This window comes from Treponema parvum, from assembly GCF_017893945.1.
Lineage (GTDB): Bacteria > Spirochaetota > Spirochaetia > Treponematales > Treponemataceae > Treponema_D > Treponema_D parvum_A.
Window position 1 is genome coordinate 1,444,709 of the sequence record NZ_CP054257.1, and the last position, 17,301, is coordinate 1,462,009.

Below are 17,301 nucleotides of genomic sequence, written 5' to 3' on the forward strand. Positions count from 1 at the left end.
AAATCCGGCCGCGGCACACACTGCGGCGAATCCCGTCACATTTCCATAAAATCACGCAAACCGCTTGCGCGCCTTGGATGGCGCAGCCTGCGCAGCGCCTTAGCTTCTATTTGGCGAATCCTTTCACGCGTAACATTAAAGCACAAGCCCACTTCTTCAAGCGTCAAAGAATAACCGTCGTCAAGGCCGAAACGCATCTTCAGAACTTCGTGTTCGCGGGACGGAAGGGTTCCTAAAACGTTGTGAAGCTGTTCCCTAAGCAAAGTGTAAGCCGTTTGGACGGACGGATTTTCTACTTCCTTATCTTCGATGAAGTCTCCCAAAAGGGAATCTTCTTCTTCTCCGATAGGGGTTTCAAGAGAAATAGGTTCACGGGCGACGTTTTTGACCTGTTTTACTTTTGAAACATGCCATCCCAACTGCTGCGCAATCTCTTCATCCGAAGGTTCTCTCCCGAGTTTCTGCATAAGCTGGCGCGATTCGCGAACAACCTTGTTTATCTGTTCAATCATATGAACCGGAACCCGTATGGTACGCGCCTGATCGGAAATACTCCTTGTTATGGCCTGACGTATCCACCATGTCGCGTACGTAGAAAATTTAAATCCCTTGCTGTATTCAAATTTTTCTACGGCTTTTATAAGTCCTATGTTGCCTTCCTGCACCAGATCGAAAAACTGTAAACCGCGATTAGTATATTTTTTTGCTATCGAAACCACCAATCGAAGATTAGCGTTTATAAGACGGTTTTTAGCCTTTTCCATCATTATGCGTCCGCGCTCTATTTCTTTTGACATGGCAAGGATTTCAGTAACATTATTTTCAAACTCGTACTCAAGACGGCTCAGTTTGCGGTCGATCTTTTGGATCTGTGTATAAATTTCACGTATTTCGTCGGCTGTCATGCCGAGCTCTTCTTCGATTTTAGCCGCTTCAAATTTTATTGCGATCTTGCGTCCCAAACTGCGAAGTTCCGCCGTGCTGGAAATACGCAGTTCCCGCATCTTTTTTTCCTGCTTATGTCTGAAATCCGAAATTTTCATAGTCGCGTCTATGAATTTTCCGCTTATGAGTTCGATTTCTTCGGACTGAATGTCGATCTTTTTCAGTTCGGGGAAAATCTTTTCGCGGAGCGCCTTGAGCCGCTCGTCGTCAAAAATCCTGCCGGACTGCTCGCTTTCGAAAAGCTGCCGTTTAAGCTGTATGTATTGCTTCATGTCCGGATAAAGCGGTTCCAGATATACGCTGTAAAAACTTTTCAGGCGGCGTTTTTCGGCCATTATCTCGTTTACCTCTTTTCTGGGGCGGCCGGGTTCCTGCGGATCTATGCGCGTAAAAGCCTTTTGCGCGATGGTAAAAAATTCGGGTATGAGAGCGCCGGAATTCTTTATAACGTCCTTTATTATGTTTTCTCCGGCTTCCATCTGTTTTGAAAGCATCACTTCCTGTTCGGCCGTCAAAAGATTTTCTTTTCCGATTTCGCGCAGATAAAGCCTTATGGGATCGTCAACGCTCGTATCCTTATCGCTGTTGACAAGGCGGCGTTTTTCGGAAGTTTCGTTAAGTTTTTCAGCCTCTTCGTCAACCGCAACGTCCTCGTCGTCATCTTCTTCATCGAGTTCGGCGTCTTCTTCAAATACTCTTACGTTGTTTTCAGTTAAAATCCTTAAAACCGTTTCCATTTTGGGAGAATCAACATACTCTCGTCCAAGAATTTCAGTGATCTCGTCCCATGAAATAAGTTTTTTTTCTTTTGTATAATCCAATAATTTTACTATTTCCGGTTCCAACTCTAGTTCTTGATCCATCTGCCTTCCTTAACTACTTGCTTTTTAATTTTTGATCGATAATCATTTTTTCGGAAAGAAGTTCCTGTAAAAGCTCTTTGTCTTGTACGGTTACAGGGCTGAATTGCCTTATGCGGTTCATCAATTTGTCCCGCTGCTTTTCAAGTTTTTTACGTTTGATCAAACGTATTCCGTCCTGTACTATTTTATTTTCATTATTGGAAAATTCTTTAGCTTCGATCACTTCGGTGACCAGCTTCTGCAATTCCTTGTCGTCACAGTGACTCAATACATTTAAAAAACTCAAATCTTCGGCTCTGTAGCATTCTTCCAAAGCAATGAATATTTTCTTTGCCGACTGATCTTCAAAATCGTCAACGGACAGCTCGTTTCTGAGCGATTCGTACTGCTTCAGATCGGCTATGACGGCCATGAGGACCCGCAATTCGGAATTAATTTTGATTTTCCGGTCTGAATCCTGCATGTCAGGCTGCCGACTGTCTATTCGCTCACGCGCCTGTTCACGATCGTTAAAATCTCTCCTGACCGCCTCCGGATTTAGATTGAACGTCTGGGAAAGTTGTTCCAGACAAGATTCTTTTTGTATATCAGAGCGCAAGGCGTCGACATACGGAAAAAAGGCCAATGCGGCGCGAAGTTTTCCGTCGGCTGTATCAACAGGATAGTCCTTGCCCAGTTTAGATAACAGAAAAGTACTATCTAATATAGCATTATTTACGTCCTGAGTCAATGTTTCTTTTCCGTAGTTGAGCATGATTTCTGCAGGATCTTTACCGCCTGAAAGACGTATTATCTTTGTCTGAAGCCCCGCTTTGCGACACATCAGAATGGCTTTTACCGTCGCCGCTTGTCCTGCAGCGTCCGAATCGAACGAAAGCAAAACCGTATCCGCAAACCCGCCGATCATACGGATCTGGCTTTCGGTCAAAGCCGTTCCCAAGGGAGCTACGGCGTTGTCTATGCCGCACTGATGATAGGCAATCACGTCCATGTAGCCTTCGCAAAATATCACAGCCTTTTTTTCGCGAATGGAATTTTTTGCAAAATTGAAGGCGTACAGCGTATCGCCTTTTTTGTACTGTATGAGATCGCCTGAATTAAGATACTTAGGGCCTTCGCCCGAAAGCAGCCTGCCGCCGAAGGCTACCGCCTGTCCCTGCCGGTTAAAGATGGGAAACATCAGCCTGTCGCTGAAAAAAGCGATGTCCGGATATTTTTTACTGAACAAACCCGAATCGCCGAGAAACTCGTCGCTGAAGTTTTTTTTGCGAAGAAAATTTTTTAGCCATTGACGATCGGAAGGCGCATAACCTAACTTGAATTTTTCGATAGTGTCTTTCGTAAGACCTCGCTCCGTGATATAAGAGAGCGCCTGTTTGCCGTACTCGGTTTCAGTCAGCAAATAATGGAACGTGGAAGCGATCCGTTCATACAGCTCGATATACTGAGTGCGTTTTTCTTCGGTCTTATCATGTTCGGAATTTCCGGCGGAATATACGATTTCGACACCCGCTTTTTTTGCAAGGATCTTTACGGCTTCGACATACGAAACTTTTTCCATCTCTTTGATGAAATTGATCGCGTCGCCGCTGGCATGGCAGCCAAAGCAATAGTAAAAATTCTTTTCAGGCTCGACATGAAAAGAAGGCGTTTTTTCATTGTGGAACGGGCAGCATCCCCACCAATCGTTTCCCCGCCTTTCAAGATGAGTATATTCGTTTATTATGGCGACAATATCCGACGAGTTACGAATCGCGTCAATCGTTTCCTTCGAAATCAACCCGGGCATCAGTTTTCAGAAGTTTTTTTGGTATAAAGCAGCTGCCCTTCTTCAATATGAGTTCTAAAGTCGGAACTGAACGAGTGCGAACCTCTTTGAAGATCCGTAAGGCGGAAAAAATAATAGTTTGTCTTAGGCGTATCGGCTACGGCCTTTAAAGCTATCATTCCGGGATTGCAAATCGCTCCCGGTGGAAGTCCCGCCCATTTATATGTGTTGTAGGGGCTTGAGATTTGAAGATTTTCATAAGTTATAACGTCCGGATGAGGCTGCCCTTCTATCTCGGTTAAAATATATTCGATCGTTGCGCAAGAATACAAACCAATGTTTTTATCAAGCCGGTTTTTAAATACGCTCGCGATAAGAGGAGCTTCGGAGGCGATCCTGTACTCCTTTTCTACGATCGAAGCAAGTATGACATTGTCGTTAAGCTCTTCCGGCGAAATTCCTGCAAAAGAAGGAATATCCGCTATCTTTGAAAAAAAATTGTCGGCCATAAATTTTACGGCCTGTTTTCCGCTCATAAGGGGAGTAAAAAAATACGTATCGGGGAACAAATATCCTTCAAAGCTGTCGGCGGCGATATTGTATTCCGCCAAAAGCGGTTTTGAATTTGCAGCTTCAATAAAGTCCTTTTCGGAACAAACCTTTCCGTCCGCAAGTTTTTTTGCGATCTTTTTAACGCTGAAACCTTCGGGAATTGAAATTTTTATGTATTCCTGCGTGCCTGACGACAAAAGATTGAATATTTCGCTCAATCCCATCTCGCTGCTTACTTCGTAAACTCCGCTTTTAAGATTGAATTTGGAATCCTGCAACCCGTTCATTTCCGACTTGTCCAAAAACGGATAGCGCGCCGCCAGATAAAATACGGTTTCGTTATGAATAAGCTTTTTTTCTTTTAAGACGGCGGCGATTTCTTTTATCGTCATTCCGTACGGCACTTCTATCCGTTCCGTATGCCCTGTTCCGTACGAATTTACGGCTCCGCATGCGTAAACCCAGTAAAAATACAGACAGGCCGCAAAGCTTACTAAAACCGCAAAAAACACCTTAAACATTTTAGCAATTTTTTTATTCATAGAACTCTTTAACTACAATTCAACGACAAGACCTTCGACAGCCAAAAAAACCTGAAGATTTCCCCGCACAATATAATTTACGTACCAGCGGGCCGACTGCAGGATCGAATCCAACTTTTGATCGTCATAGATAGGTTCGTGATGAAATAAGTACAGCTGTTTGACATTCCAGCCTACGGCAAAATCGATCGCAGTGCAAAAAGCCGAATGCCCCCAATTCTCTTTGAGCAGGGCTTCTTCAAGAGTGTATTGTGCGTCGAACACAAGTACGTCGGCGTCGCTGAACACGGCTTTAAGATCGTCGGAGTATTCAAAAGATTTTCCGGTCAGCTCTACGTCCGTCGCATACACGAATTTTTTACCGTTTTCTACAAAAGCGTAGGAATACGAATTACCCGGATGCGACATCTTGCAGCAAACTATGGAAACGCCGTCGATGGTAAACGGTACGCCCGCCCTTATGCGGTGAAATTTAATCTTTTTGGAACAACTTTCCCATTTTACGGGGAAATAAGGGCTTTGCATTTGAAACGCTAAAATACGTTCGGCGGCTGGAAATATAGAATAAATATCAAACGAAACTTCCGGATTATATATCGGATCGAAAAAAGGCAGTCCTTGAATGTGATCCCAATGAAAATGAGAAAAAAACATGTTGTAATGTTTATCTTCAGGAATCGGAGAATTCTTGCTCATCACCCTAAGCCCGGAACCGGCGTCAAGTATGAAATTCTTTCCTTTTCCGCTGACCAGCTGTACGCACGGAGTATCGCCGCCCGTAGTTCCGTAAAGCCAATCAGGTAAGCTCGCAATAAAACGCTCCCGTGAATCTTCGGAAACTATATCGTTAGGAGTAATGCGCTGAACTACAGCCGATATTTTTTTTTGTATCTGTTGGGATGTCAAACACGTAGGAATAGAACCTCTTACACCCCAAAAATAAATTAACAAGTTTCACCCTCGCGATCTTAAGAACGCCCCGAACATTGCACAGGACTAGTTTCGTGCGCACAGTTTAAGATTAAATTGAACGGCGCTCTTTTGCAACATATTGAGATAAATCGTTCATTAAGCTTCTTACTCAGATTAAAACATAGACATGGGTTTGTCAAACCCGTTTTTGACAAATAAGCGGATCCCGCTTTCTTTTTGCGGCAGAATAACATTTTCTGCCGGCAGACGGTTTAAATTAATTCGAGACCGTCCGAAAACGGCCTCAAACAGCGTATTTTGGGGAGTGAAGGATTCGAACCTACGAAGGCTGAGCCAGCAGATTTACAGTCTGTCCCCTTTGACCACTCGGGAAACTCCCCGTTATTCGAAAAGCCAACTCAGGGATTCGAACCCTGGACCCCGAGATTACAAATCACGTGCTCTGGACCAGCTGAGCTAAATTGGCACAACGAACGAATGTTATAGTATAAAAAAAAAAGAAATGTGTCAACGCCTACGCCGATGGAGCTATGTCCGCGCAGTGTCGATGTGCAACTATGATGCCGCACTACGTCGGGCGCGGTGACTGTGATGTCGCGCGGTGTCGATGCGGCATTACGGCAACGAGCGCGGCTTTTCAGCACGTCTTAAAAATATCAGGACGCAATGCGGCAGCCTTCCCCATAAAAACATGCTTTACGTCAGATCCTTCGCTCATGTAAGCCGTAACTAGAACGCGGATCATAAGAGGCATGGAATTTTTTATCTTCGGTTCTTTTGCGCAAAACAAAGCGCATTTTGACACGTCAGTGCCACAATCAGATTTTCGTAAGGCAGTAGCCGCGTTCAAAGCGCTTATATCGTCGGTCATTGTAAACTGGATCGAAACAATATCTTCGGAAGATATTTTATTTTCTTCAAACAGAGCCTTGCACATATCGCCTACGCATTTTTTGATCGAATCTTCCGTATCTTCGACGTTCACGGCTCCGCGGATTCCGTATAATCTTTTTCCGTCCATAAGTTCCTCTGTCCTAAAGTCCTAAAGCTGCGGCAGGGATTCCAAAGAAGCGCCGTTTTTAACTATGTCCAACAGTTCAGGGTATTTACGGAACAGTTCTCCCAGCCGCTCAAGACGGCGTATGTTGCGGTCGTCCTTGGAAATTTCTTCGGCTTCTTTTTTTGCGGACAATACCAGTTCCTTATCCACCGACTTTCGGTATTCATAAAAAGATTCCCGCGCTAAAGAGTACATATTCATATCGGGTATTTTAGAGTTTTCAAGCACAAAGGCCGATATTTCGACTTGATTTTTAAGGGCGAGGTCTTCGAGCATACCTTTAAAATCGAAATTTCCGGCTTCAAGTGACGTAAACCCTTCTTTTTTTTCGGCCGCCTCCATGAGTGCTCGAGCAGCCGTTTCTGCCATTTCAGAGGCGATCGAGTCGAGCATGGCCGACAGATCTCCGTCCGACATAGCGTTGTTACTTTTTACCGCAGAGACAACACCGTCGGGCAAAAAACGCAGCGATATTTTAAAATTAAAAGAATATGAAAAATCGGGATCCTGTTTGATCTGCATTGAATATATCTTGGCCGAAGGCAATTCGCCTTCAATCAGTTTTGAAACCGTGTAAGGCGAAAGCGAAAAGATACGAATTTCGGTATTGGTGGGCAACAACGCCTCCCAAGCCCATGAAAATACGCCCGGTTTTATAGGTTTTTCACGTATTCCGCCCGTTTTTGAAATTAAAACCCCGCAAGTATCGGGACGCACCCTGTATTGAACCCAGCCGAAATAAAACACTGTTCCCGCAAGGGCCAAAATAAACACGAATATGAATATCCTTGAAAATGTTTTCATTTTTTCCTCAAATAAAAACGGTAAGGCATTTTGTGCGATAAAACTTATTTTGCACTGCGCCTTGACCTGTCTGAATGCTGTCTTGTAGTATATATTTAACCTAAATTATCCGCAAGGCGCAAAAAGACTTAAAGATATGGATAATATGAAAAATAACGAACAGCGGCTTCCCCTTCTTTTCAGGCTGACAAGGCGCTGTGTGCTTTTTTTTCTTTTGCTTCTTACTGCAATCTTATTGTTTTATATTACGGGAAATTATCAATTTTTTTTGGATTCAAGCCAGCTCCTCCTTCTGCGTTTAAGCGCATTTACGGCCGTTGCTTTGTTTTTCTTTTCAATCTGCGGCGCAGCTGAATCTTTTTTTTATATTTTTAAACATACCGGCAAAAAAAAGATCCTGTTTATCGTTTACGCAGCAATCATGATCGTATTTTCATTCGCGGCTCTGTTTACGGCGTTTTGGACGAGAACAATAAATTTTATTTCGGAAGGAATTTAGATATCAAGGACTTGTCAAAAAAACTTTCTCAGCGGTAGAAGGCAAAAATGGGGTTTTCGTGCGCATCTTGCACACAGTTATAATCAGCGACGTTTCGGATGGTTTCCTTGATTTACCGCAGAAATAAGCGCCGTAACGGGAAATATAAAAAGAAAAGTTCCTTCGATCACGCTGAGTTTTACAGGCAGGCCTTCTTTATAATTTTTTTTTGAAATCCTGTTGCTTATGCTCGGCATTCCTTTATCTCTAAAACATCCGCACTCCCATTCAAGGCCTGAAGAATTTATTTGGCCCCCGCTTCTGGAATCTCCGTTTACCCTGGCTATGGAAATAGGATTTTTGGGAGATACGCCTGAAACGTCAAATCGGCTTTCCCCCGGCGCAAACCATACCGCTTGAGATCCGCAAAGCCAAACCGAAGGACGCAATTCGGTCGCAAACAAATCGAAAATTCCAAGAAGGTGATCCAAACGTCCGCCGTTTCCTCCAATCAAAGTGATAAATTTATGACTTCCTTTTCCTGCCCGCTCCGCATACGAATGCGCATGTTCAAGGGCGAGTTCAGTGTCCGTATAATCTTTATACGGATCATGCAAAATAATTTGTTCCGAAGAATATTTTTTTAGCCTTTTTTCAGCCGAAGGAAGACTGTCCATGTCTCCGAGTATGACATCGGGTGAAAAATCGTATTTTGTCTTCCAAAATTCGGCGTAGGCTTCACAAGCGCATAAGCCGGAATCGGCCGCGACGACATAATCGGGACCGGACGTACTTTTCCAGTAATTTTCGGTCGCTTTAGGCAGGGGGAAGCCGCCCCCTGTAAAAACAACTATATGCATAGACGCCCCCTCAAAGTTTTCAGTATAATTTGGCACATATGAGGCCTATCATCAAGCACATAAAAATTCCGCATATATTAAAAAAAATGAACGAGCTTTTTACGAAATCGGGGTTCGAAGCTTATCTCGTGGGCGGAGCTGTGCGCGACACCTTGCTGCATAAAAATGCTACGGATTGGGATATAGCCACAAACGCAACGCCAGAACAAGTCATGGCGATTTTTCACAGAGTAATACCCACGGGGATAGAACACGGAACCGTCACGGTTTTTTTTATGGGCAGCAGGATAGAAGTTACTACATACAGAACCGACGCAGGTTATTCGGACGGGCGTCATCCGGACAAGGTCATTTACACTTCGGATATAAACGAAGATCTTTCCCGCAGAGATTTTACGATGAACGCCGTAGCTGTAAATCTTTCGACTCAGGAAATAACAGACCCGTTTAAAGGCCGGCAGGATATAAAACGAAAGATTATAAGAACCGTAGGCGATCCTGTAGCGCGATTTACGGAAGACGGTCTTCGCCCCGTAAGAGCGCTTCGCTTTTCGGCTCAGCTGGGGTTTGTCATTGAAAACGAAACGTTTAAAGCGATATCCTTGCCTGAAGTAAAAAAAAAGACTGCAGGCGTTTCAATCGAACGCTTTCGCGACGAATTTATAAAGATGCTCGGCGCTCCGCGTCCTTCCATAGGCCTTGTTTTTATGGAAATCACGCAGATGCTGGAACAGTTTTTTCCCGAGCTTGCGCTGTGCAGGGGCTGCAAACAGAGCGACATACGGGGCTTTCATGACTTCGACGTGCTCGATCATCTTTTTTATGCCTGCGACGGAGCGCCGCAGGACGACCTTACAGTGCGGCTTGCAGCCTTGTTTCACGACGTAGGAAAACCCCTTGCCAAAAAGACCGAAAAAACGGAAAAAGGTGAAATTTTTACTTTTTACAACCATGAATCGATTTCAGCCGACATAACAAAAAACATTCTTACGAGACTTCGCTTTCCGAACGCAACGGTAGACAGCGTGTGTCATCTCATAAGACAGCACATGTTTCACTATGAAAGCAGCTGGACGGACGCCGCAGTGAGAAGGTTCATAGTCCGCGTAAAGCCCGAATACGTTGAAAGGCTTTTTGAATTGAGGCTCGCAGATATTTACGGGATGCACAACATGCCGGTAAGGCTTCACGACAGCGACGTGGGAGAAAACCTTTCGGAACTAAAAGAGCGCATTTCGGACATGATAAAAAAAAGCACGGCTTTGGGAATAAAGGATCTTGCCGTAAACGGTCAGGATCTTATGAGCGAGGGAATTCCTTCCGGAAAAGACATGGGCAAAATCCTGAATTCACTTCTGGAAAGCGTTCTTGACGATCCTGCTCAAAACAATAAAGAAACTCTTTTGAACATCGCAAAGAGCTATTATCGGAACATCCGCCGAAACGACAACTAGATCAGCTTAAATTCTCATATTCATGACCGTTCTTACTTCATCAAGGGTCTTTATCGCAATTTCTCTGGCGCGTCTTATCCCGTCTTCAAGGACGCTTTTTATATAGGCAGGATCGGCTTCAAGTCTTTTTCGTTCCGCCCTGAGAGGACGAAGTTCTTCGTTCAAAACTTCGGAGAGCATATTCTTAAGCGCGCCGCCCCCTCCCGTTCCTATCCTTGAAGCAATTTCGGAAGGATCTTCTTTTGTGCACAAAGAAATAAGCATTAGAAGATTCGCAACCTCAGGGCGGTTTACGGGATCATAGGTTATGTTTCTTTCTGCGTCCGTCTTTGCCTTTTTTATCAAAGCGGCCGTTTCGTCTTCGGACGCGGACAACATGATTGCGTTCCCCCGGCTTTTGCTCATTTTTTGACTGCCGTCAAGTCCCAAAATGCTCGGCGTTTTGCTGAGCAAGGCTTGAGGTTCGGGAAAAACGGGATTTTTAGGACTGTATTTTTCGTTGAAGCGCCTGGCTATAGTCCTTGTCAATTCCAAGTGAGGAAGCTGATCCTTTCCTACGGGAACTACGTTTCCTTTGCAAAACAATATGTCGCACGCTTGATGCACGGGATACGTATACATTCCCTCGTTCACGGTCTTTAACCCTGCCGACGAAATTTCTTCTTTTACGGTAGGATTCCGGCTTAATTCGGCGTTGGACACAAGCGTCAAAAAGGGTAAAAGGAGCTGATTACATTCGGGAACATAGCTGTGCGGGTAAATTATCACATCTTCGCCGGGAACAATCCCCGCCGCAAGATAATCGATCACAAGTTGTTTCGTATTTTGCTCTATTTCCTGAAAAGCGTCGTGATCCGTGAGAACCTGATAATCGGCTATGAGAATCATCGTAGGAATGCCGAGCTTGGAAAGGCGAACCCTGTTTTGCAGCGAACCGAAATAATGTCCTATGTGCAGCCGTCCTGTAGGACGATCGCCCGTCAAAACACGGTATCTTTTGGGATTCACGGAAATATCAGCCTCAAGCTTTTTGCTTCTTTCAACCGCCGCTTCATAGCTGCCGTTCGCGCCGTAATCTATTTCTTTTGCCATTTAAGCCTCCCGCCTCTTACCTTATTTTAATTTTTGATCGCATTTTTCTGAAAATATAACACATACGGCTTATTTACTCTATAAGTTCAAATTCCTATAATTAATCTCTAAAACCGCAGTTTTAGAAGCAGCTCTGAAAATGCGATACGGAGAGATATTTGTGTCAGATGCGTCAAATTCAAATATAGATAAAATTGAAAAATGGTTCGATTCGTTCCTGAATTTTGAAAAACTGCCTCAAAAAAATATGTTTTGGCTGGATACCGTCAAGTTTATGTGTCGAAAGCTCGGTGATCCGCAAGACGAAAGCCCCTGCGTTCACATTGCGGGCTCTAAGGGAAAAGGCTCCGTTTCCGCAATGATAAGCTCCATACTGGAAGAAGCGGGATACCGAACAGGGTTATACACTTCTCCTCACATACTCGAATTTACGGAGCGCATAGGAAGCGCACATGGAAAATTTGAAAACGAAGTCTACGAAGCTGCCTTTGACGAGCTTAAAAACTTAATGAGCACAATCACAGGCGGCAACGTAAGCGGCTCCGGCGGACATATCGCCCGTGCCGGCAATTCCGTAAACTTACGCGACTCATTTGGAACTGTGACAAAACGGCCCGTAACATGGTTTGAGCTTGTAACGGTCTACGCTTTTTTATGCTTTAAACATGCGCATACGAATTTCAACGTATTTGAAGTGGGAATGGGAGGACGCCTTGACGCGACCAACGTCATAGTTCCCGATCTCTGCGTTTTGACGCCCATTGAGCTTGAACACACACAATTTTTAGGCGATACGATCGAAAAAATTGCCGGGGAAAAGGCGGGAATAATAAAAGACAAAATTCCCGTTATATCCGCCGATCAAAATATCGAAGCGGAAAACGTTTTTAGAAAAAAAGCTTCGGAAAAATGCGCCCCCCTGAAATTCGTTTCGGAGATGATGGACAAGAGCAAATGCGGTTTTTCTTATTTGACCGGCGAAAACTGCGTCTCGGCGGCGGGTTTTGAACCTAAGTGTATAAAAGAGTATACATCCTTACAAACTTTCTATGGCACCATGCCTTCCGATCCCGCGCCCGCCGCCTCCATACCCGCGTCTTCCATCGCTGTACATTCCGCCCTGGCGCCCTCGCCCGTAAAAACCGTAAGAATGAATATCCGCATGGAATCCCCGCTTTTCAGCCGCCCTATATCGGCCGCACTGCAGCTTTTAGGACGGGTACAGCTTGAAAACGCAAAGCTCGCCGCCTGCGCAATAAAAACCCTGTTCCCGCTTATCGACGAAAGTATCATTGAAAGAGGACTTGAAAAAGCAAAGCTTCCCGGCCGCTTTGAAATAGCGAAAGAAGATCTTGTTCTGGACGGGGCGCATACCGTCAACAGTATAGGCTTTACGGTCGATACTTTTAATTCGGTCTTCAAACAAAGAAGAGCCCACCTTCTTTTTGCGTGCGCAGCGGACAAAAACGTTTTCGACATAGCCCTTGTTTTTAAAAACCGCTTTGAAAAAATAACGCTTACCAGACCTGGAAACGCCAAGAAGTCCGATCTTTCGCGCATGAGCGAAGCGTTTACAAAAGCCGGCCTTAAATTTACCGAAAACGAAGACCATGTTTCAGCGATAAAAAACGCTTTATACGAAGCGAAAAAAGACGGCGCCGTCCTGCTTGTGACAGGCTCTTTTTATCTTGTGGCGGAAGTAAAAAAGATAATCGACAACCTCGACTAAGAGCGGCATTGAAATCTGCGTACGAATGCACCTGCGCTTCAGCGGTAGACCCTTGGAACGCGCTTTGATATTCCCGTCATGACTTCATAAGAAATAGTGCCTGAAATCTTTGCGACGTCTTCCGCAGACAAAAGAGCGCCTTCTTCCCTGCTCCCGAAGATAACCGCCTTGTCCCAGCGCTTAACGCCGCCTCTTATCCCGATTTCAATCATACACTGATCCATGCATATTCTCCCGCGCACGGGATAGAATTTTCCCCCGACGGCGACTTCCAGTCCCGGAGAAAAACAGCGCAAAAGCCCGTCCGCATAACCCACGGGAAGTACGGCGATGCGGGTTTCGGAACTTGCAGTCCAAGTATAACCGTATGAAACGGAACTTCCGCTTTTAAAATGTCTTAACGCGGCGATCTGCGTTTCAAATGTCATGACCGGGCGCAGGTCGGTATGAATTTCTTTTTTGTCAAGATATTCTTTAGTTATTTGCCCCGGATAATATCCGTACAAAACTATCCCCGGTCGGACCATATCAAGATGCGTTTCAGGTAAAGAAAAAATCGCCGCGGAATTTGCGCAATGCCTTATACCCGGATCTATTCCCGAATCGGCCACAGCTTTCCACGCTTTTGTAAACGCTTTTATCTGTTTTGCTGTATATAAAGCGTCTTCTTCGCCGATTCCGTCGGACGCGGCAAAATGCGTGCACATACCTTCCAATTTCAAATTGGGACACTTATTTTTAATAAAACCCGCTACAAAAGCGGCTTCTTCAGGCGCACAGCCTATTCTGCCCATCCCGGTATCTACGGCCAGATGAACCGGAAAACCGTGTTTTTTCAATTTGCCGGCGGCTCGTTCAAAAAGCTCTATGTATTCCACGTCGAAAACCAGGGGCGTAAGATTATTCCGCACCAACAGTTCAACTTCACCGGGCGCGCACAGACTCAAGACAAGAACGGGAGTATTTATTCCCGCCGCTCTAAGTTCAAGGCCTTCGTCGGCGGCGGCCACCGCAAGAAAGTCTACACCATCTTCGAGCAACTTTTGCGCCACGCGTACGGCGCCGTGCCCGTAAGCGTCCGCTTTTACAGCCGCGCATATCTTTACGTTTCTTTTTAAAAAGGAACGTACCGTCCTGAAATTATGACTTAGGTTTTTAAGATCGATTATGAGTTTTGTGCTCCGCATGTCTTCAAGTTTAAAAAAAACAAGAAATTTATACAATACAAATCCATACAATAGGCTTGAGATTTTTGATAAATCGGCATATAATAACTGGTAAAAATTTAAACTGTTTTCCGGAATAAAATATGAAAAAAAATATTCTTATTGCGGCCGGTATCATACTTATTACCGGTATTTCCTGTAAAACCTCAAAAACGGCCGTAGAATCTTACGATACCGCTCCGGATACGCCTGCGGAAACGATTTCTGCTCCGGTTGAAACGGTAGTCTACATTAAATCCGAAAAAGAAATTTTTGAAGAAAAAACAAAAGACATCGCTCTATCGATAAATTCGTCGCCGCCGCAAACGGTAAACGGCACGGATTTTAAAACTCCTTTTTCAGTAAAAGTTAAAAAGGTCGACGGAAGTCCCGTGGAAAATTTCCCTATCCTGGTAAGATATCCTTCAAAAAATGAAAACGGAAATATTTCTTTTTCCGAAGAAGAACTAAGCACCGACGCCGAAGGCATCGCCGTATATATTCCCAAAACGCCGTCTTTTTCATGCAACACACAGTTGGACTTTTTACCGTACGTTCCGACTTCGGACGAAGAAGTGATAAAAGCGGCATCTTCGCTGGGAGTTTCGGCTCCGTGGAAGGTCAGAACGAATTTGGCAAGAAAAGGAGGCCTCATAGGGCTTGTGGACTATAACGCCAAAGGCGCCGCTCTTGCGGACACGCTTTCTTCGTCATTTCTTTTAAAAGAACTCATGAACAACGGCTTTTCAAACATAGGGAATTTCGATATTCCCAGAAGCATGCTCGGCGACAGACAGGCAGTTTATAAACACGTCAACAACATAGTCGGCAATTCCGTTTCATATCTCATATACGGTACGATAAAGTATTTGTCGCCGGTTGAAAAAAACGATAAAACCTATTCCTGCACGCTTGAAGCCGATATTTCCTGTATGGATATTAAAACCGGAAACATTCTGTATTCTACCGTAAAGTCGGTAACCGCGACGGACACTACCGAGTGGAAGGTCATAAGCAGCGCAAGAGCTATTCTTGCAAAAGAACTCGGTCAGGCGATTATTTTCAATATGTGAGGAAAAAAAATTGATTTATACCGATACCAGAGACAGGGCTGTAAAAGCGGATTTTAAGACGGCGGTAATAAACGGAATGAATTCCGCGACGGGCGGGCTGTATATTCCCGTTTCCTACCCCAAGATGGACAAGGATCTTTTAAATAAGACATCCGAGCCTTCGTTTTGCGACATAGCGTTCAATATGGCTAAACCCTATGTGGACAAAGAAATTCCCGACAGCGAATTGAGCGCAATAATACAGGACTCGTATCCGTTTATTTCAAAACTGGTTCCCATAGATCAAGTAACCTATGTGCTGGAGCTGTCTCACGGGCCTACGTGCGCGTTTAAGGACTTCGGCGCGCGCTTTATGGCGCGGGTAATGTCATACTTCAACAGAAACGAAGATAAGAACCTTCACATATTGGTGGCGACTTCAGGAGACACGGGAAGCGCCGTCGGCAGCGCTTTTCAGGGCGTGGAAGGCATAGATGTCACGATTTTATATCCCGAAGGAAAGATAAGCCCGCTTCAGGACAAACAGCTTTCGACATTTACGGGGAATATAAGAGCCATAAGGATAAAAGGCACGTTTGACGACTGCCAAAAGCTTGTAAAGACGGCTTTTACGGACGAAGACCTGCGCAAAAAGCTCCGCCTGTCTTCTGCAAATTCGATAAACATTTCAAGGCTTTTGCCGCAAGCTTTTTATTACATGTACGCCGCTCTCGCCGTTAAAAACAGGTCAAGGCATGACAATACGATTGAAAACCCTTCGATAATAACCTGTGTTCCGTCCGGAAACTTCGGTAACCTTACGTCGGGGCTCATCGCCAGAGAAATGGGCGCGCCTATCGAGGGCTTTACGGCGGCCACAAACAGTAACCACACCGTACCGGACTGGATCGCGACGGGTAAATACAACGCCCGCCCTTCCGTAGAAACATATGCAAACGCAATGGACGTAGGAGCTCCGAGCAACTACGAACGCATCGTTTCCATGTATACGCTCGATCAGATAAGACATTTGTTCGCCTCGTATTGGCTTGACAACGATGGAATAATAAACGCGATAAGAGAGTGTAACCGTAAGACAGGCTACATAATAGATCCGCACGGAGCCGTCGCATGGAAGGCATGGGACGACATACGTAACGGGGCAATGGGAAGGCTTTGCGGCGGGCTGAAAGGCGATTACAAGTCTCCGGGACTTACGCCAAATGTTCCAGATTGGGCGAATTCGGTGACGGAAAAAAAAGCCGTGGGGATAGTTCTGGAGACCGCTCACCCTGCAAAATTCGGCGAAACGGTGCAAAAGGCTATAGGAAGAGAGCCCCCCATGCCTTCGAGACTGGAAGCGGTTCTGCGGCTGCCCGACAACGCCGTTTCAATGGAAAACGACTATGAGCAATTCAAGTCGTGGCTGATCGAAAACCTATAGGCTTTGAACTACATATTTTTATAAGTCTGCACAGTGTCGTTTACATGCTCAATAGCTATCCCTGCTTGTTTAAACATCTCAAGCGAATCCGCTTCGTCGTGGTAATGATTTTCGCATACGACGCGTTTTATTCCGCAGTTTATGATAAGCATGGCGCAGGTGCGGCAGGGAGTCATCTTGCAATACAGCGTGGCGCCTTCGATGGCGATTCCGCACTTGGCGGCCTGACATATTGCGTTCTGTTCCGCATGCACCGTTCTTACGCAATGCTGCGAAATCGTTCCGTCCGAGCGGAGCACTTTGCGCATGAGATGTCCTACTTCGTCGCAATGAGGAAGCCCCGCCGGCGATCCCACATAACCGGTAACTAAAAGGCGGTTTTCTTTTGCGATGACGCAGCCGGAACGACCTCTGTCGCAGGTGGCTCTTTTGGCCACGGCACGGCAAACTTCCATAAAATATTCATCCCACGTAGGGCGCACATACTTTTCATTTGAATTCTCACTCATTTTATCCTTCT

15 protein-coding genes and 2 tRNA genes are annotated in these 17,301 nt (G+C 45.2%); 5 read left to right on the forward strand and 12 right to left on the reverse strand.

Going from position 1 to position 17,301, the window contains the following annotated elements; all coding sequences use genetic code 11:
• Positions 1 to 35: 35 nt before the first annotated feature.
• The 8 genes from rpoD to HRI96_RS06530 all read right to left on the reverse strand — a co-directional run bounded on the left by rpoD (position 36) and on the right by HRI96_RS06530 (position 7,467).
• A complete protein-coding gene (rpoD, locus tag HRI96_RS06495; protein ID WP_210116595.1) occupies positions 36 to 1,808 on the reverse strand; it encodes an RNA polymerase sigma factor RpoD in 1,773 nt (590 codons plus the stop codon).
• A 13-nt stretch (positions 1,809 to 1,821) separates the two neighbouring features.
• Positions 1,822 to 3,597, reverse strand: a complete 1,776-nt coding sequence (gene dnaG / locus HRI96_RS06500; RefSeq protein WP_210116596.1) for a DNA primase — start codon at positions 3,595 to 3,597, stop codon at positions 1,822 to 1,824.
• Positions 3,597 to 4,670: an endolytic transglycosylase MltG gene (gene mltG / locus HRI96_RS06505; RefSeq protein WP_210116597.1), complete on the reverse strand. Its 1,074-nt coding sequence runs from the start codon at positions 4,668 to 4,670 to the stop codon at positions 3,597 to 3,599. Before mltG ends, dnaG begins: the two co-directional genes overlap by 1 nt.
• 12 nt (positions 4,671 to 4,682) lie before the next feature.
• Positions 4,683 to 5,621 (reverse strand): MBL fold metallo-hydrolase, encoded by a 939-nt coding sequence (locus HRI96_RS06510; RefSeq protein ID WP_210116598.1) that lies wholly within the window; start codon positions 5,619 to 5,621, stop codon positions 4,683 to 4,685.
• Positions 5,622 to 5,901: 280 nt separating this feature from the next.
• A tRNA-Tyr gene (locus HRI96_RS06515) sits at positions 5,902 to 5,983 on the reverse strand.
• An 11-nt stretch (positions 5,984 to 5,994) separates the two neighbouring features.
• A tRNA-Thr gene (locus tag HRI96_RS06520) sits at positions 5,995 to 6,069 on the reverse strand.
• Positions 6,070 to 6,240: 171 nt separating this feature from the next.
• Positions 6,241 to 6,624, reverse strand: a complete 384-nt coding sequence (gene aroH, locus HRI96_RS06525; RefSeq protein ID WP_210116599.1) for a chorismate mutase — start codon at positions 6,622 to 6,624, stop codon at positions 6,241 to 6,243.
• A gap of 21 nt (positions 6,625 to 6,645) precedes the next feature.
• Positions 6,646 to 7,467 (reverse strand): hypothetical protein, encoded by an 822-nt coding sequence (locus tag HRI96_RS06530; protein WP_210116600.1) that lies wholly within the window; start codon positions 7,465 to 7,467, stop codon positions 6,646 to 6,648.
• Positions 7,468 to 7,603: 136 nt separating this feature from the next.
• On the opposite strand from HRI96_RS06530, the gene HRI96_RS06535 reads away from it, so the two are divergent.
• The gene (locus HRI96_RS06535) at positions 7,604 to 7,966 is read left to right on the forward strand and encodes a hypothetical protein (RefSeq protein ID WP_210116601.1); all 363 of its coding nucleotides are present in this window, start codon (positions 7,604 to 7,606) and stop codon (positions 7,964 to 7,966) included.
• A gap of 83 nt (positions 7,967 to 8,049) precedes the next feature.
• Here HRI96_RS06535 and HRI96_RS06540 read toward each other — a convergent pair whose 3' ends face one another.
• Positions 8,050 to 8,805 carry a thiamine diphosphokinase gene (locus HRI96_RS06540; protein ID WP_210116602.1) on the reverse strand — a complete coding sequence of 252 codons (756 nt, stop codon included), beginning with the start codon at positions 8,803 to 8,805 and terminating at the stop codon, positions 8,050 to 8,052.
• Positions 8,806 to 8,843: 38 nt separating this feature from the next.
• Between HRI96_RS06540 and HRI96_RS06545 the strand changes: the two genes are divergently transcribed.
• A complete protein-coding gene (locus HRI96_RS06545; RefSeq protein WP_210116603.1) occupies positions 8,844 to 10,259 on the forward strand; it encodes a CCA tRNA nucleotidyltransferase in 1,416 nt (471 codons plus the stop codon).
• A gap of 6 nt (positions 10,260 to 10,265) precedes the next feature.
• Here the strand turns inward: HRI96_RS06545 and trpS are convergent, their stop codons facing one another.
• A complete protein-coding gene (gene trpS, locus HRI96_RS06550; protein ID WP_210116604.1) occupies positions 10,266 to 11,351 on the reverse strand; it encodes a tryptophan--tRNA ligase in 1,086 nt (361 codons plus the stop codon).
• 160 nt (positions 11,352 to 11,511) lie between these two features.
• Between trpS and HRI96_RS06555 the strand changes: the two genes are divergently transcribed.
• Positions 11,512 to 13,080, forward strand: a complete 1,569-nt coding sequence (locus tag HRI96_RS06555) for a bifunctional folylpolyglutamate synthase/dihydrofolate synthase (RefSeq protein ID WP_256729172.1) — start codon at positions 11,512 to 11,514, stop codon at positions 13,078 to 13,080.
• A gap of 38 nt (positions 13,081 to 13,118) precedes the next feature.
• Here HRI96_RS06555 and alr read toward each other — a convergent pair whose 3' ends face one another.
• A complete protein-coding gene (gene alr, locus HRI96_RS06560) occupies positions 13,119 to 14,267 on the reverse strand; it encodes an alanine racemase (protein ID WP_210116606.1) in 1,149 nt (382 codons plus the stop codon).
• A gap of 122 nt (positions 14,268 to 14,389) precedes the next feature.
• Here alr and HRI96_RS06565 point away from each other — a divergent pair, with 122 nt between their 5' ends.
• Together HRI96_RS06565 and thrC are read left to right on the forward strand one after the other, a co-directional pair.
• Positions 14,390 to 15,358, forward strand: coding sequence for a hypothetical protein (locus HRI96_RS06565; protein ID WP_210116607.1), 969 nt, complete (start codon positions 14,390 to 14,392; stop codon positions 15,356 to 15,358).
• A gap of 10 nt (positions 15,359 to 15,368) precedes the next feature.
• Positions 15,369 to 16,781: a threonine synthase gene (gene thrC, locus HRI96_RS06570; protein ID WP_210116608.1), complete on the forward strand. Its 1,413-nt coding sequence runs from the start codon at positions 15,369 to 15,371 to the stop codon at positions 16,779 to 16,781.
• 8 nt (positions 16,782 to 16,789) lie between these two features.
• On the opposite strand, the gene HRI96_RS06575 is transcribed toward thrC, so the two are convergent.
• Positions 16,790 to 17,290: a deoxycytidylate deaminase gene (locus HRI96_RS06575; protein WP_210116609.1), complete on the reverse strand. Its 501-nt coding sequence runs from the start codon at positions 17,288 to 17,290 to the stop codon at positions 16,790 to 16,792.
• Positions 17,291 to 17,301 lie beyond the last annotated feature (11 nt).